Below are 16,328 nucleotides of genomic sequence, written 5' to 3'. Positions count from 1 at the left end.
TTAATCAATCCCCAAAAAAATGATCTTATCCAAAAACAGCAGCTTCATCTTTAAAAACATTTTCATTTTCAGAAAAATCCAATGTTTCGGCTTCTTTAATATAGGTTAGAATTTCATTAACCCCTTTTTCAAGGCTTAATTCTGTAGAGTACTTTCTGCTGGTAGCCAACACAAGGCCATTTTTAGAGAGTCTAAAAAAATGTTTTCGGGAGGGAGTGCTCTTCTTTGTAAAAGTAAATTGCTCGATATGTTCTCTAATTGCAGCTATTATTAATTCGCAATCTGATTTTTGCTTACAACCAATGCTAGTAAAAATAGTTTTACCTCTTCTCGAAGTAAATACAAATTTATAATCTCCATTAGATCGTTTGCTAATCACGAACATTCCCATATATAAGTTGTAGTTTTTTAAGATTCTTAATTTTTTCCGAGCTACAAATCTAATTTATTCTCATGGAATCCCATTGATGTTTTTAAAAAGGATATAAAAAACACTGGATTGAGGTTTTCCGTAAGGAATGCCGATAAAGGAAATTTACTTTTGCTCTAAATAATTTTAAATAAACAAAAATGAATTTTAGAAATCTATCTATTTTATCAATGTCAATAGCCTTTCTTATGGTTGGTTGTAGTGATTCAGCTTCTGATGAATTTGAAGAAGTTAATGGAGATGTAAAAGTGAAACTATTAAAATCTATTTCTACATTTTCACCTAAAGATGAATATTACAACAGAAATATTACAATAGGTTATGATGCAGATGGTCGTGTTTCTACTGTTTCTAACGGAGAAGAAAGTAGCATTTTTGTTTATGAAAATGGTAGTTTATCTGACATTACTGGAGGAGGTAGTGATGCTTTTGATGTAAATGAACTTTATAAGTCGCCTTATGACGCTTTTGAAGTAGCAACTGTAGAAGAGTATGATGAAAATAAGAATCCAAAAATAGTATCATTTATAGAGGAAGAGTATAATTACAATACTCAAGATTATACTTATGAGCAATATACTGCTGAAATAACTTATGACGATGTTCCAAACCCTTATTTCTATACATTAGAAGCGGCAGGATTTGTTGAGGCTATGGATAAAGTTCAGCTTAATCTTAGTATGAGTCCACAAGCTTCAGAAGTTGTAGCAGCAAGAACTCTTTTTCCAAATAATAACCCTACAAGAATTACTTATAAAAATGAGAATAATGAGATAATATACATATATAATGCTGAATATGACTATGATGAGGATAGGTATCCATTATCAGCAGATATTACTACTTCAGATGCTAAAGAAGGGGAAACTAATACATATAAAGTAATATACACCTATAAAGACTAACCAAGCAATGATGCATTAACCAACGAAGCCGTTCTAGAGTAACTTTAGAGCGGCTTTTTCTATTTGCTTACTTTTCTAATAATGGAGTCACATATTTTTTATAGATATATTCCGTAACAGGCTTAAGGTGCTTTTTGGTAATTGGATGCTGCCCGTAATAAGAGAAATATTCAATAGAATCATCATTCATTTTGCAATAGTATGATTCTCCTATTTTTACATCTGCAGGAGAAATTTTACGTTGCTTTTTATACAAAGCCTTATTGTAAATAATAATCTGATTAGGAGTTTCAGCTTCACTAATGTCACAAGAAACGATTTCATAATTTACTTTTTTCCAACTCATACATTTCTCTGTTTCAGAACTAAAAACTAATGTATAAGAGAGTCCTATAAATAATAATATCACTAAAGAAATAAGTGTTATTCGTTCAAGTTTATTCACTCTTATTTTCTTTGGTGGAACTACAATATTGGTCTCGTTTACAAATTCTTCATAATTATTATATCCAATATAGCGAGCCATAACAGTTAACAACTCTGGCTTTAAAGTAGCTGATCTGCTCGTGTCTTTTAAAATATAGATGTTATAAATGGTAGTTAGTGTTTTTACTGAAATAGAATGATGGAAATCGTCTGAGAAAGTTGCCGCTAGATGTGTTGCTTGCCCATTTTTGGTATCACTACCGCTTTTGGATTTTGCTTTATCAAAAACACACATTATAAGTTCTTCATGTGGACTCTTCATAATTGTATTAAGTTCAGGTCTTTAAAAGTAAAAATATTTAGACAAAGAGTGGACATTTTTGTCGGACATTCTTTTCCGTGTTTTGTCCACAATTAAACAGTAAATCCACGCTTAATTTGCCTGTAAGAAAAGTGGAGGTTATGTATAGCTAACATAACTAAAGCGCATCAACTTTTCTTACGGGAATCCACAATGTGAGAAATATAGTAGCTGGGAAGTAACTATTTAGTATCGCATTTGGATTTCTACTTCCCAAAAAGCAAAGGAGTTTCTCCTTAACCATTCCAGTTGCTGAAAAATGATATCTGCAAGAGCGGACAGCAGCACTATTGTTTAATTTTTAAAACATTAAATCATGAAAAAAATATTTTTAATACTTACCATTATTTCTTTAAATGCCGTTTTACAGTCTTGTACAAAAGAGAGCGTAGCAACTACAGATGCTCTTTATAATGAACAAAGTTCTACTGGAGAAGATGCTGAAATTAATGAAGATCCAGATGAGCCTGATGAACCTGAAACACCAACAAAGAACGACTAATTTTAAGAATCATACTTTGGATGTAATTATAAGGAATGACAAAAAGGTAGCTGATCATAAAACCTTAATCAAATTATGTTTCTAAGTGCGATAAATTTTTAATTTTGGGGAATGAAAAAGCTACTAGTTTCATTCCCTTTTTTCTTTTTTATAAGTTGTTGTTTTATCAGTTGTGATAAAAAAGTAACAAAAGAGACTACACATGAATTTCCTAAAAAAGACAGTCTCTATAGTAAATTTGAAGAGGTAAACATCTTAAAAAAGAGCTCTTTAAATAGTGCGCTTCAATTGAATAAAAAATTACTCGAAGATGTTCGTGATTATGATAATTCTCTGGAAGCTGATTTATTAATGCAAAGAGCTTCTCTTTTTCGTAAAACAAATTTAGATAGCACTACTTACTACACTGAGAAATTACTTCAGCTTCAGCAAAAAAGAAAAGATAGCTTAGCTATTGCAGATGCTTATTTCCGACTAGGATTTTATTTCAGAAAGAATAATAAAATCGATAAATCGCTAGCTGCTTATTATAATTCTATAAAAACTTATGAAAGCGTAAAAGATACTATTGAAGCAGGTATGAAATTATTAAACCTTACTAATCTTTTAAATGCAATTGGTAACTATAATGAGGCAGAACAGACTGGTGTTAGAGCATTACAATATTTGGAGAATACTAAGAATAGAAAGTATGTAGCAGGAATTTATAATGCTCTTGCTATAGCATCAAAAAAGCAAAAAATATATGGAGATGCCCTCCATTGGTATAATAAAGCTTTAAATGTGGCAAGCGATTCTATTACAAAGTCAAAAGTAGAAAATAACATAGCGGTTGTATATACAGAGCAAGGAGCTTATAAAAAGGCGTATAAATTGTTAGATGAATTATCTAAGCAAGACATTATTGAAGATGAAGATAATTTAGAACTGAAAGCAAGAAATATAGATAATAAGGCCAATGTAGCTAGTTTTTTAGAGTATCCTGATGCAGAAGAAGGTTTAAAAAAGGCGCTTGAAATCAGGAGAGATATTAATGACGTTTCTGGGCAAGCAACTAGTTATTTGCATCTATCTAATCATTACTTAAAGAATAATCAAATACATAAAGCATCTTCCATGGCATTGTTGGGGTTTAAATTAGCGCAGCAAACAAAAAGTAATGAAGATACTATGGAGGCCTTGTCTTTGTTGATAGCCTCATCAAATAATCCTAGGACATATGCTATGGTTTACAAGGAGCTAAACGATAGTATAACAACTTCTCAAGGCCGATTAAAAAATACATTTGCAAAAATTAGATACGAAAGTGATAAAAACCGAGAAGAAAATTTAAAGCTCCTTAATGAGGCTAAAATTAATCAGCTCCGTATAGAAAAGCAGCATAATAACAATATAGCTTTGGGAGTTGTTATTGTTATAATAGTCATAGCTAGCTATATTTTTTATTTGCTTTTAAGAGCTAAACACCAACGGGAAAAGGCAGATCAAGCTTACCAAACAGAAATGCTGATTTCTAAAAAAGTACACGATGAGCTTGCTAATGATATGTTTAATATTATTGCTTATACCGAGAATTCTACTTTAGAAAATAAGACAAAGGATGATATTCTTTATCAATTGGAAGGAGTTTACGAGAAAACCAGAAATATAGCTCGGGATAATGCAAGGTTAGATATCGATGAGCAATTTTCAGAAAAAATTATAGGACTCATAAATAGTTATCGAAATGATACTGTGAATATATTAAATCGTGGTTTATCGAGAATTGTTTGGGAAGAAGTTCCTACCTATAAAAAGAGAGTGATTTATAGATCACTGCAAGAGCTTTTAGTAAACATGAAAAAGCATAGTAAAGCATCTGTTGTAGTGTTAAATTTTACTTCTGAAAAAAAAGATATACAAATTTCTTATTCTGATAATGGTTGTGGAGTCGACCTTACGAGAGATTTTGTGACAAATGGATTGGTAAATGTGGAAAACCGTATTGATGGCATTAAAGGAAGTTTTACTTTTGACTCATCACTTGGAAAAGGATTTAAAGCAAACATAACAATACCAGTTTAATCAATGTTTAAAAAAGTACTTATTGCAGAAGATATTGATAGTATTAACTTAGGGTTGGTAAATACTTTGAGAGCGTTTTATGATTTTGAAATAGATCATGCTAAATATTGTGATGATGCTTTTTTAAAGATAAAAAGCGGATTGCTAAACAATACACCTTATGATCTTTTAATTACGGACCTTTCTTTTAAGCAAGACCATAGAGAATCCTTAATCGATTCTGGAGAGCGGCTGGCAGCAAAAGTAAAATTGGAGCAGCCAGACATTTCCGTAATTATATATTCTGTGGAAGACAGACCGCAATTAATAAAATCTTTCTTTGATACTATTTTAATTGATGGCTATGTGTGTAAGGGGAGAAATAGCACTAAAGAAATGGTTACTGCCATAGAAAGTGTGTATAATAAGGAAAGATTTGTTTCTTCAGATTTAGAATATGCTATCAAGGAAACTCAGAATTTAGAGATTGAAGATTATGATATTCTATTACTAGAAGCGCTATCTCAAGGGAATTCTCAAGAAGATATTAGAAAGAAATTTATAAATGAAAATATAAAACCATGTAGCCTGAGTGCTATTGAAAAACGTATAAGTGGTTTAAGAATTTCGTTTAAAGCTAAAAATTCCACTCATTTGGTTGCTATTTCTAAAGATTTGGGAATCATATAAGGTATTGGTTTTTAATAACATTGAAAGATATATTTAGATTATTTTGGCTAAATATTTTGAGGAGAAAATGGTCCTTACGGTTTTCCGTAAGGATTTTTTTATTAGAAAACTTAGCTTCGCCAGCTCTAATTTAAAACCCTAACTATTATGAAAAAAGCGGGAATAGCAATGCTATTATTCTCCATTTTATGCTCTAGTTGTGCTTTGCATAACGGACTTACCTCAAACACAAACAATACAACTACAGAAGTGGTATTATCAAAAAACAATTTCAAAGTAATTGGTAATGCGAAAGGATACTCTCGAGTTACTTATATTCTAGGAATTGGGGGGCTTTCTAAACAAGGAATGATTAATGAAGCCAAAGCTGAGATGTTTGAAAATGCAGACACAGAAGGAGCTTCTCGCGCTGTTATAAACCAAACTGTAGAGTTAAAACACACTGCTTTTCCGTTTGTAAGAACATACGAAGTTTTTGCATCAGGTCAAGTAATTGAATTTACTGGTAACTAAAACTTGTTTCGGTACTGTTTCTTAAAGGCTGTCTAAAAACATGTTTTATTACATTTTTTGGATGGCCTTTGCTTTTTTAAACTGATAAAATAATAATTAAGACTTATGAAGACTTTTTGGATAATAATAACCTGCTCATTATATATATTTCTGAGCCTTTCTAGTGTATTTTCAATAGAGAGATCAGTTTTTATATGTAATGGAAATTACAGTAAAAAATACCATTATACTAAAACATGTAGAGGTTTGTCAAACTGCTCTACAGCAATAGAAAAAGTGACGTTAGATGTTGCTATTCAAAAGAAAAGAACACTTTGTGGATGGGAAGATTAAATGTTTTACATATCCGAACAATACATATTTTACATTTTAACTTAAAAAATTGTCTTTTGACTAATAAAACGTAAAAAGAAAAAGATTTTATTCAATCTTTAGGGTGGATTTAACCTAATGAAGATGAAACGTATATGAACATACGTTCATAAATACTATGAAATTTCTGCTTGCCAATATTACCGTTTTATTCTTACTGTTCTCAACGAGCTTGTTTGCGCAAAATAGGGCCTTAAAAAAGGCTAATAAATCTTATGAGCAACTAGATTATGTAAAGGCGGCAAAGATTTATGAAGGAATTGCAAACAATGGGTATACTTCGCCAGAATTATATAAAAAATTAGGAGACACCTATTATTATATGGGCGATTCCAAAAAGGCGATGCAATGGTACAAGAAGTTAGTAAATTCAGACAGCATTCTTGAGTCAGTATATTACTACAGATATTCCCTTTCTTTAAAAGCAAATGAATATTATGAGCAGGCTAATATTGTTTTAAAAGACTTGCATAAAAAGTATCCAGAAGATATTAGAGGAATTTTATACAGTAAAAATCCTGAATATTTAAATGCCATTTATAAAGATGCCGTTAAATATAAAGTAGCTCCTGTAAATTTTAATTCTCCTTATGAAGATTATGCGCCTTCTATTTATAAAAACAAAATAGTTTTTACTTCTGCCCGAGACACAGGATTTTTAGCTAAAAATATACAACGGTGGAATTATAAACCTTTTACAGACCTATATATTGCAGACCCTAAAAGTGGAAATAAGGCAACTAAGTTCTCTAAAAATATTAATTCTAAATTCAACGAATCGGCGGCTATTTTTATCGAGAAAGATAGAAAGGTATATTTTACAAGAAGTAATTCAGAAAAAAATAAACTTATAAAAGGAGATGATAAAATAAATAGACTTCAATTATATCAGGCAGCTATAAATGCAGATGGTAATTGGGAGAACATAAATAAATTACCTTTTAATAGCAATCAATATTCTGTGGCAAACCCTGCAATAACACCAGACGGTAGAACATTATTCTTCGCTTCAGATATGTCAGGAACAAAAGGGATGTCAGATTTATATGCCGTTTCCATTCTTGAAGATGGCTCGTATACAGAACCTATAAACCTAGGAGATAAAATTAATACAGAAGCTCGCGAGAGTTTCCCTTTTATTGGTAAAAATGGAATCCTTTATTTCTCTAGTGATGGACACCCAGGTTTGGGAGGCTTCGATATATTTTCAGCAGAAATAGACTCTAATATAGAGATTGGAAAAATCACAAACTTAGGGTCGAGTATCAATTCTTCTCAAGACGATTTTAGTATCTCTATCGTAGAAAACGGGAACATTGGTTACTTCGCATCTACAAAAAACGGAAATAGCAATATCTATAAATTCACTGAAAATTGTGTTACAGAAGTTGCAGGAACTATTACGAATCAGAAAGGAGAACTTTTGCAAAATGTTTCTGTTACGCTATTGGTGAACGGAATTTCTGTGGCAACTACAAATACAGATGTTTCGGGAGCTTACCGATTTAAAGATTACGTTTCTTGTGAGAAAGAAGTTACGCTTCAAATAGAAAAAGAGGGTTATATCCCTACAACAGAAACCGATGTTGATACGGCTAAAAACATATTTAATTACACATTAACTTCGCAAAGTTTAGACGAATTACTAACGTTAAAAGAGATTTACTTCGATTTCGACAAGAGTACAATCAAAGAATCAGCTAAAATAGAACTCGATAAAATAGCAGCGTATTTAAAAAATCATTCTGATTATAAGCTAGAAATAGCTGCATTTACAGACCGTATTGGGAACGAAAGTTATAATTTACAACTCTCCAAGAGAAGAGCGCAGGCAACAGCTGCTTATATTGTTTCTCAAGGAATTTCTACCAGTAGAATCACTGCCGTTGGAAAAGGGGAGGCACAACTTTCAAACGACTGCTTTAGCAACGGCCCTTGTAGCAAGTCATCTTATAAGTTAAATCGTAGGTCAGAATTTAAAATTTCTAAATAACGATAAGTGTTTTTATGGCATGCCCCTTTGGGTCGCGCTTTCGCTACTCGCTTCCAGACACGTTGTTTTCTGGAGAGCTCAAACATACCGCTCAATCCCTCATGCTAATTTAAGTTAGAAATAGCACGATATTCATTATTCTCATCATTAACTGTTTTCAAGAAATCAAGCATTTCATTGGTAAGCAACAACTGATTCTGTTTCTCCCAGAAAACAGAATTATAAGGATATTTCAGCTTAAAAATATCTTTCTTAACCGACGCATTCTTTTTGATGTTTAATTCTTTGAAATTGTCTTGAGTAGTTAAAATATACGAACAACTATATATGTCCTTTTTTGAAGTTTCTATGTTTATAACCTCTAAAACTGCTTCCACTTTGGCGTTTTTCAAAAAATACTTTTTATTGGTTGCCTGCTCAAAAAAGGCGTTAATTTTCATAAAGTTAGTTCTGTATTTATATGGACCAGATTTTTCGTAGTCAACAGAGTCTCTTTCTAAAACCAAATAATTCTCTAAAATAGCATTGTTTTTAGTATTAATTTTTAAATAACCACTGTTATTGCTGTTGGTTGCCTTGACAATAGAGTCTTTAACAGTAAACTCCACAACGCTTACGGTGTCATTTATAACCCCCGATTTAACATCGTATTTGTCTTTTTTCAGTGGAGCATGAAGGATACACCAATCTAAGATTTTTGTAAAATCGCCTAACATAAACTCTATATCCTCTTCTTTAATCCCTGCTTTTCGCATATTAGAAAGCTCTACCTCGTAATTTCTTCTAGGCATAGAATGTTCTTTGGTAGCAAAGAGTTGTTTTCGTTTCAACTTACCTGTAAGGTCTTGGAGTTTTAAAACGGAATCGTTTTTCTTTAAAAAAGCGCGCAATGTAAAACGCTCTTCATAAGGAAAAAATGGATAATTGCTTTCTATGCTCTTAACTATCCTGCTATAAACATCGTTCTTTTTGGTCAATACGACTGCATCTAAAACAATAGTTTCTTCAACTAAAAAGATGTTTTCTTTATTATAAAGTTTATTAAAAGTCGTCCGCAGAGGTTTATATCCAAGGTGTTTTATAAAAACCGAATCTCCTTCAGAAGTAAATAAAAAGGAACCGTCTGCATTGGTAGACGTGTAATTATAGTGGTTATATACATCTACGAATTCTAAAGGAGCCTTCGTGGCGCTATCCAAAATTACAGCCTGGAGTTGGTTTTGAGCAAATAATACTTCAGAAATCAATACAAAAAATAGAAATAAGCGCATAGTCAGTCGTTTAAAACTAAAATACCGATTTTTTCTATTTAATGAAGAATAATTATTTCTGTAATCTCATTAATTGAGATACATATTAATTAATAGTGTAAAGTAATATTTGTCATGCCTTATAAAATGTATCTAAAAGCATCCCTGCTAACAATCAATGTTGTAATTTAAGTGTGTGATAGAGAAATTGTATCTTTATACATTCTAAAAACAAAAGTTATGGGAGTATTAGAATTAAGAGAAGAGCTCCAAAAATATATAGAAAAAGGAGATAAAAATCTCTTGGACGTTTTATATAAAACAGCAAAATCATATATAGAGCAAAATCAACTTGATGAGATGATTGTAGAAGGTGAAGATGACATTGCATCTAATCGGGTGCATAGTCAGGGTGATGTTCAAAAAATGATTGAAGACTGGACTAAAGAATGAAGTCTGTTGTTTGGTCTCTAAGGGCCATTAAAGATTTAGAAAAAATAACAAAATTCTATATCGGTATATATGGGCGTGGTAAAGCAAGGGAAATAGCTACTGAACTACGTAAAAGCACGGAGATATTACAAAATAATAATGTAGATACTTTAAAAATAGGTGCAGTAGATGAAACTTTTACGCATCTAAAGTTCGATTATCGTAAACTTATAAGTCACCATTGTAAGATAACTTACAGGGAAGGGAACACTCATATTTATATAGTTAGAGTTTTTGATACGAGACAACACCCAAAAAAGAATAAATAATAGAGTCTAAATTGGTGTGTATATTTAATAAGAATGAATATAAAACGCTTATTTCTGTAATCCCATTAATCGAGATACATATTTCCCAATCACATCAAACTCAAGGTTTACTTCATCTCCAATTTTATAATTCTTAAAACGGGTATGTTCAAAAGTATAAGGAATTATTGCAACGCTAAATTCATCGGTTTTAGAATCTACAACTGTGAGGCTAGTACCGTCTATAGTTATGGAGCCTTTTTCTATGGTTACATTATTTTTAGAAGTATCGTAGGTAAAAGTAAATCTCCAGCTACCATTCTCTTGAGAGATATTTTTACAAATCCCAGTTTGGTCAACATGGCCTTGTACAATATGTCCGTCGAGGCGTGTTCCCATTTTCATGGCACGCTCCAAATTGATTTCATCGCCAATAGCAAGTTTACCGATAGCAGTTTTGTCTAGGGTTTCTTTAATAGCAGTAACTGTATATTCATCGCCATTAATAGCAATTACAGTAAGACATACACCATTATGAGCTACACTTTGGTCTATTTTTAGTTCGTTTGTAATTGTACTCCTTATAGTAAGGTGTAAATTATCTGCTTCTTGTACAATATTTGTAACTCGTGCCAACTCTTCTATAATTCCCGTAAACATTTGTATATTTATTAATTAAATTTGCATGTATTCCTTATAGTCGAATACAATTAAACAAACCTACTAAAGATAACGATAATCCGCAATAGGTGTTTTATAAACTAATTGTTACAAGTACAAAGCAAGCAAAATGAAAGCAGATAACAGCATAAGAGTAGGAATTTCCATTGGAGATTTAAATGGTATAGGTTGCGAAGTAATTCTTAAAACTTTTGAAGACAGTAGAATGTTAGAATTTTGTACGCCTGTAATTTTTGGTTCTACAAAGGTTATAAACTACCAGCGTAAAATGCTTAAAATGGAGCTGGCTTATAATGGGATAGATGCTGTTAATAAAGCAGTGGAAGGGAAAATAAATGTTGTTAATGTTTGGAAGGAAACCCCAAATATAGAGCCAGGTAAAGAAACAGAAGAAGGTGGGAAATATGCGTTTTTATCATTAAAAGCAGCTGTCGAAGCTTTAAAAAATGATGAAATAGATGTATTGGTTACAGCGCCTATTAATAAACACAACATACAATCGGAAGAATTTAATTTCCCAGGGCATACAGATTATTTAGCTAAAGAACTAGAAGGAGAAGCGTTAATGTTTATGGTAACGGATACTCTAAAAGTAGGCTTGTTAACAGACCACGTTCCAGTAAAAGACGTCAGTAAAAAAATCACAGCTAAGTTAGTAGAAACAAAAGTCAGTAAGATTTACAACTCTTTAGTGCAAGATTTTAAAGTGCGTAAACCGAAAATTGCTGTTTTAGGGATAAATCCACATACGGGAGATAACGGAGTAATAGGAAAAGAAGATGATGAGGTTTTACGTCCAGCTATTACCAAAATTAACGATACAGGAAAATTGGTTTATGGGCCATATGCTGCCGATAGCTTTTTTGGTTCAGGTCAGCACTTTAATTTTGATGCTATTTTAGCTTCTTATCACGACCAAGGCCTTATTCCTTTTAAAACACTTTCTTTTGGTAAAGGAGTTAATTACACTGCGGGACTTTCTAAAGTGAGAACATCACCAGATCATGGAACTGCTTTTGAAATAGCAGGAAAGGGAGAAGCAAATCATAAATCGTTTGAAGAGGCTGTGTTCACGGCAATAACTATCTTTAAAAATAGAGAAGAATATAAGGAGTTAACAGCAAATCCATTAAAAAAGTTAAGTAGAAAAACTCCAGACAGGAACTAGTTGCTTTTAAAGGGATTTTTAAACCAATTATTTTGATAAATAATTGTAAGAAAACCAATTATTAAAAAGGATGTATGTAAATTACAGTCCTATTTTAAGATGACATTTATATCAGCCAATCATCTCTAAACGCTAGTGTTTTCTAGTGTTCTAAAAGTGAATGAGCTATAGCGTTGAGAGAAATAATAGTTATAAACAAAAAAAAGTTAATAACATTATTATCATAAATAAAAATTTATATCTTTGCACCCGCCTTATACTTGAGGTATAGGCTTTTAAAACTGATGTTCAAAATGAAGAAATTAAAGGAGTTTGACATTCCTTTTATAGGATTAAAGGAAGGGAAACACCAGTTCAACTTTGAAATAGACAAAAAGTTCTTTGATGCTTTTGAGTTTGAAGATTTTAATGATGCAGCAGTAGCTGTTAAATTTACTTTAGACAAAAAGAGTAATATGTTGGAATTAACCTTTAAAGCAAATGGGTCTGTAAATGTTTATTGTGATTTATCCAATGAGCCTTACGATCAAGAAGTAAAAGGGAAATTGCATCTGTTGGTTCAGTTTGGAGAAGAGTATAATGATGATAATGAAGAGATCCTTATTATACCACATTCAGAACATCAAATAAATGTAGCACAATACATTTATGAGATGATTGTACTTTCGGTTCCTAATAAAAGGATTCATCCGGGAGTAGAAGACGGAACATTGGCAACAGAGACTTTAAAGAAACTGGAAGCGTTTCAACCAAAAGAAGAAAAAGAAAGTAACGACGGAGAAACAGATCCAAGATGGGATCAATTGAAAAAACTATTAACGGATAAATAATATTTAAAATGGCACATCCTAAAAGAAGACAGTCCAGCACAAGAAGAGATAAAAGAAGAACGCATTACAAAGCTACTACTCCTCAGATCGCTACAGACCCTACAACGGGTGAAGCACACGTGTATCACAGAGCTCACTGGCATGAAGGTAAACTTTATTACAGAGGTCAAGTTCTTATTGATAACACTGTAGAAGAAGTAGCGTAAAGCAAAATTTTAGTAAAAAGTTAAAACTCTCACAGAAGTGAGAGTTTTTTTATTCAAAATTTTTCTATAAGTCAAAAACACCCTATTTTGCACCACTATTTGATCGAAAATTAGTAGTTTTGATTAATTTTCATCGAATTTTGCACGTTTTTGATAAAAACTAAGCGAATTATGAATAGACCTAAAGCAGCTATTACAGCTGTAGGAGCATATGTGCCCGATTATATATTAACAAATAAGGAATTAGAAACCTTAGTTGATACAAATGATGAATGGATAACCTCCAGAACAGGAATTAAAGAAAGGCGCATTTTAAAAGAAGAAGGACAGGGAACTTCTTACTTGGCTATAAAAGCTGCGGAAGACCTGCTTAGAAAAAGTGGAGTTGATGCTAATGAGATTGACATGGTAATTGTAGGAACTGCAACTCCAGATCAGCCTGTATCTGCTACTGCTGCATTTGTAGCTTCAGAAATAGGAGCTGTAAATGCTTTTTCTTATGATTTGCAAGCAGCTTGTTCTAGTTTTTTGTTTGGAATGTCTACAGCGGCAAGCTACATTGAAAGCGGACGCTATAAAAAGGTTCTTCTTATTGGAGCTGATAAAATGTCTTCAATAATAGATTATGAAGACAGAGCAACTTGTATTATATTTGGTGATGGTGCTGGAGCAGTACTTTTTGAACCAAATGAAGAAGGACTCGGATTACAAGATGAATATTTGAGAAGTGACGGTATCGGAAGAGATTTCTTAAGAATCGAAGCAGGAGGCTCTCGCCTTCCTACAAACGAAGAGACCGTGAAAAATAAGCAACATTTTGTCTACCAAGACGGAAAAACAGTATTTAAATTTGCCGTTTCTAATATGGCAGATGTTGCAGAAAAAATAATGACCCGCAATAACCTTACTAAAGAAGACGTACAATGGTTAGTACCGCATCAAGCTAATAAGCGTATTATCGATGCTACTGCTAATCGTGTAGATTTAGACCCCTCTAAAGTAATGGTTAATATTCAAAACTATGGTAATACAACTTCGGCTACATTACCTTTGTTGCTTAGAGATTACGAAAAGCAGCTTAAAAAAGGTGATAACTTAGTATTTGCAGCCTTTGGAGGTGGATTTACCTGGGGGTCCATTTATTTAAAATGGGCATATAACTCATAATAATAAACTCAAAACTAACAAAACTCAATCATGGATTTAAAAGAGATTCAAAGTTTAATAAAATTCGTGGCAAAATCTGGAGCAAGCGAAGTAAAGCTTGAAATGGAGGATGTGAAGATTACTATTAGAACAGGAGATGATGAAAAAAGAAGTGACAACACTACTTATGTTCAGCAAATACCTGTAAATCAGCCAATGCAACAGGGAATGGCACCACAGCCTGTAGCAGCGCCAGCACCTGCAGCAGCAGATGCAGGACAAGCACCTGCAGCGGCAACAGAAGACGACAGCAAGTATATTACCATAAAATCGCCAATTATAGGTACTTTCTATAGAAGACCTTCACCAGACAAGCCTAACTTCAAAGAAGTTGGAGATACAGTTGCAGTAGGTGATGTTTTATGTATTATCGAAGCGATGAAACTTTTCAATGAAATAGAATCTGAAGTTTCAGGTAAAATTGTTAAAGTATTAGCTGATGAATCTTCTCCAGTAGAATTTGATCAGCCATTATTTTTGGTAGATCCATCATAAGAAATTTAGAATTGTAAATTGTAGAATGAAGGTGTATAACTCATCATTCGCAAAACCTAAAAATTTAGAATTCAAAAATTAAAATTTCAGAAGATGTTTAAAAAAATATTGATCGCAAATAGAGGAGAAATAGCACTTCGTGTTATTAGAACCTGTAAAGAGATGGGGATCAAAACAGTTGCTGTATATTCTAAGGCCGATGAAGAAAGTCTGCATGTTAGATTTGCAGATGAAGCTGTTTGTATAGGACCAGCGCCTAGTAAAGATTCTTATCTTAAAATATCTAGTATTATAGCTGCTGCAGAAATTACAAATGCAGATGCTATTCACCCTGGCTACGGATTTCTATCTGAAAATGCTAACTTTTCGAGAATCTGTAAGGAGCATGGTATCAAGTTTATTGGTGCTGGCCCTGAGATGATCGAAAGAATGGGAGACAAAGCAAGTGCTAAAAGAACTATGAATGATGCTAAGGTACCTACGGTTCCTGGATCAGAAGGACTTTTAGAATCTTTAGACCAAACCAAGAAATTAGCTAAAGAAATGGGGTATCCTGTTATGCTTAAAGCTACAGCCGGTGGTGGTGGTAAAGGGATGCGTGCAGTTTGGAAAGAAGAAGACTTACAGAAAGCCTATGAAAGTGCTAAACAAGAAGCAGCTGCTTCTTTTGGTAATGATGGGATGTATATGGAAAAGCTTATTGAAGAGCCTCGCCATATAGAAATACAAGTAGTAGGAGACCAATTCGGAAAAGCATGTCACCTTTCAGAAAGAGATTGCTCGGTACAAAGACGTCACCAAAAATTAACAGAAGAAACTCCTTCTCCTTTTATGACGGATGAACTCCGTGAAAAAATGGGGAATGCAGCAGTTAAAGCAGCAGAATATATTAAATATGAAGGAGCTGGAACTGTAGAGTTTTTAGTAGATAAACATAGGAATTTCTATTTCATGGAAATGAATACACGTATTCAAGTTGAGCATCCAATTACCGAGCAGGTAATCGATTACGACTTAATCCGTGAGCAGATTCTTGTGGCTGCTGGAGTGCCAATTTCAGGAAAGAATTATACGCCTAAGTTACATTCTATAGAGTGTAGAATTAATGCGGAAGATCCTTACAACGATTTTAGACCTTCTCCAGGAATGATCACTACATTACATGCTCCAGGAGGACATGGAGTACGTTTAGATACGCACGTTTATAGTGGGTATACAATTCCTCCAAATTACGATTCTATGATTGCAAAGTTGATTACAACAGCGCAAACTAGAGAAGAAGCTATCAATAAAATGAAGCGTGCTCTTGATGAGTTTGTAATTGAAGGAATAAAAACAACAATTCCTTTCCATAGACAATTAATGGATGAACCAGATTATATCGCTGGAAATTATACAACTAAATTTATGGAGGATTTCAAAATGAAACCTAAAGTAGAGGAAGAATAAATTTCTTGCAGATTATTATAATATAAGCCCGTATCATTTAATACATTTGATACGGGTTTTTTTATTTT

General features: G+C 32.7%; 18 protein-coding genes. 14 read left to right on the top strand and 4 right to left on the bottom strand.

What is annotated here, in order from left to right:
• Positions 1–25: 25 nt before the first annotated feature.
• On the bottom strand, positions 26–391 hold the full coding sequence (locus JM658_RS01845; protein ID WP_236957524.1) for a YegP family protein: 366 nt from the start codon (positions 389–391) through the stop codon (positions 26–28).
• A gap of 179 nt (positions 392–570) precedes the next feature.
• On the opposite strand from JM658_RS01845, the gene JM658_RS01840 reads away from it, so the two are divergent.
• On the top strand, positions 571–1,335 hold the full coding sequence (locus JM658_RS01840; RefSeq protein ID WP_236957523.1) for a hypothetical protein: 765 nt from the start codon (positions 571–573) through the stop codon (positions 1,333–1,335).
• A gap of 67 nt (positions 1,336–1,402) precedes the next feature.
• Here the strand turns inward: JM658_RS01840 and JM658_RS01835 are convergent, their stop codons facing one another.
• On the bottom strand, positions 1,403–2,083 hold the full coding sequence (locus tag JM658_RS01835) for a hypothetical protein (protein WP_236957522.1): 681 nt from the start codon (positions 2,081–2,083) through the stop codon (positions 1,403–1,405).
• A 355-nt stretch (positions 2,084–2,438) separates the two neighbouring features.
• Here JM658_RS01835 and JM658_RS01830 point away from each other — a divergent pair, with 355 nt between their 5' ends.
• From JM658_RS01830 to JM658_RS01810, 5 genes are all read left to right on the top strand, one after another.
• On the top strand, positions 2,439–2,624 hold the full coding sequence (locus JM658_RS01830; protein ID WP_236957521.1) for a hypothetical protein: 186 nt from the start codon (positions 2,439–2,441) through the stop codon (positions 2,622–2,624).
• Positions 2,625–2,735: 111 nt separating this feature from the next.
• Positions 2,736–4,688, top strand: coding sequence for a tetratricopeptide repeat-containing sensor histidine kinase (locus JM658_RS01825; protein WP_236957520.1), 1,953 nt, complete (start codon positions 2,736–2,738; stop codon positions 4,686–4,688).
• 3 nt (positions 4,689–4,691) lie between these two features.
• A complete protein-coding gene (locus tag JM658_RS01820) occupies positions 4,692–5,357 on the top strand; it encodes a response regulator (protein WP_236957519.1) in 666 nt (221 codons plus the stop codon).
• Positions 5,358–5,504: 147 nt separating this feature from the next.
• Complete coding sequence (locus JM658_RS01815) at positions 5,505–5,870, top strand: DUF6567 family protein (protein WP_236957518.1); 366 nt, start codon at positions 5,505–5,507, stop codon at positions 5,868–5,870.
• Between the two features lie 490 nt (positions 5,871–6,360).
• Complete coding sequence (locus tag JM658_RS01810) at positions 6,361–8,235, top strand: OmpA family protein (protein ID WP_236957517.1); 1,875 nt, start codon at positions 6,361–6,363, stop codon at positions 8,233–8,235.
• 104 nt (positions 8,236–8,339) lie between these two features.
• Here the strand turns inward: JM658_RS01810 and JM658_RS01805 are convergent, their stop codons facing one another.
• Positions 8,340–9,506: a carboxypeptidase-like regulatory domain-containing protein gene (locus JM658_RS01805; RefSeq protein ID WP_236957516.1), complete on the bottom strand. Its 1,167-nt coding sequence runs from the start codon at positions 9,504–9,506 to the stop codon at positions 8,340–8,342.
• A gap of 219 nt (positions 9,507–9,725) precedes the next feature.
• Between JM658_RS01805 and JM658_RS01800 the strand changes: the two genes are divergently transcribed.
• Positions 9,726–9,938, top strand: coding sequence for a hypothetical protein (locus JM658_RS01800; protein ID WP_236957515.1), 213 nt, complete (start codon positions 9,726–9,728; stop codon positions 9,936–9,938).
• Positions 9,935–10,246 carry a type II toxin-antitoxin system RelE/ParE family toxin gene (locus tag JM658_RS01795; protein WP_236957514.1) on the top strand — a complete coding sequence of 104 codons (312 nt, stop codon included), beginning with the start codon at positions 9,935–9,937 and terminating at the stop codon, positions 10,244–10,246. The genes JM658_RS01800 and JM658_RS01795 overlap by 4 nt, the downstream gene beginning before the upstream one ends.
• Positions 10,247–10,294: 48 nt before the next feature.
• Here the strand turns inward: JM658_RS01795 and JM658_RS01790 are convergent, their stop codons facing one another.
• Positions 10,295–10,885: a riboflavin synthase gene (locus JM658_RS01790; protein ID WP_236957513.1), complete on the bottom strand. Its 591-nt coding sequence runs from the start codon at positions 10,883–10,885 to the stop codon at positions 10,295–10,297.
• Between the two features lie 130 nt (positions 10,886–11,015).
• Between JM658_RS01790 and pdxA the strand changes: the two genes are divergently transcribed.
• The 6 genes from pdxA to accC all read left to right on the top strand — a co-directional run bounded on the left by pdxA (position 11,016) and on the right by accC (position 16,260).
• Positions 11,016–12,074 carry a 4-hydroxythreonine-4-phosphate dehydrogenase PdxA gene (pdxA, locus tag JM658_RS01785; protein ID WP_236957512.1) on the top strand — a complete coding sequence of 353 codons (1,059 nt, stop codon included), beginning with the start codon at positions 11,016–11,018 and terminating at the stop codon, positions 12,072–12,074.
• A gap of 293 nt (positions 12,075–12,367) precedes the next feature.
• Entirely contained in the window at positions 12,368–12,904 is a 537-nt protein-coding gene (locus tag JM658_RS01780) for a YceD family protein (RefSeq protein WP_236957511.1), read from the top strand.
• A gap of 8 nt (positions 12,905–12,912) precedes the next feature.
• The gene (rpmF, locus tag JM658_RS01775) at positions 12,913–13,110 is read left to right on the top strand and encodes a 50S ribosomal protein L32 (RefSeq protein WP_236957510.1); all 198 of its coding nucleotides are present in this window, start codon (positions 12,913–12,915) and stop codon (positions 13,108–13,110) included.
• A gap of 171 nt (positions 13,111–13,281) precedes the next feature.
• Complete coding sequence (locus JM658_RS01770) at positions 13,282–14,277, top strand: beta-ketoacyl-ACP synthase III (protein WP_236957509.1); 996 nt, start codon at positions 13,282–13,284, stop codon at positions 14,275–14,277.
• Between the two features lie 30 nt (positions 14,278–14,307).
• Complete coding sequence (accB, locus tag JM658_RS01765) at positions 14,308–14,811, top strand: acetyl-CoA carboxylase biotin carboxyl carrier protein (protein ID WP_236957508.1); 504 nt, start codon at positions 14,308–14,310, stop codon at positions 14,809–14,811.
• Positions 14,812–14,904: 93 nt separating this feature from the next.
• Positions 14,905–16,260 carry an acetyl-CoA carboxylase biotin carboxylase subunit gene (gene accC, locus JM658_RS01760; RefSeq protein WP_236957507.1) on the top strand — a complete coding sequence of 452 codons (1,356 nt, stop codon included), beginning with the start codon at positions 14,905–14,907 and terminating at the stop codon, positions 16,258–16,260.
• Positions 16,261–16,328 lie beyond the last annotated feature (68 nt).

Origin of the sequence: Joostella atrarenae, assembly GCF_021764745.1 — a bacterium.
In the GTDB taxonomy this organism is placed as follows: domain Bacteria; phylum Bacteroidota; class Bacteroidia; order Flavobacteriales; family Flavobacteriaceae; genus Galbibacter; species Galbibacter atrarenae.
This window is presented reverse-complemented; position numbering and strand designations above follow the sequence as displayed.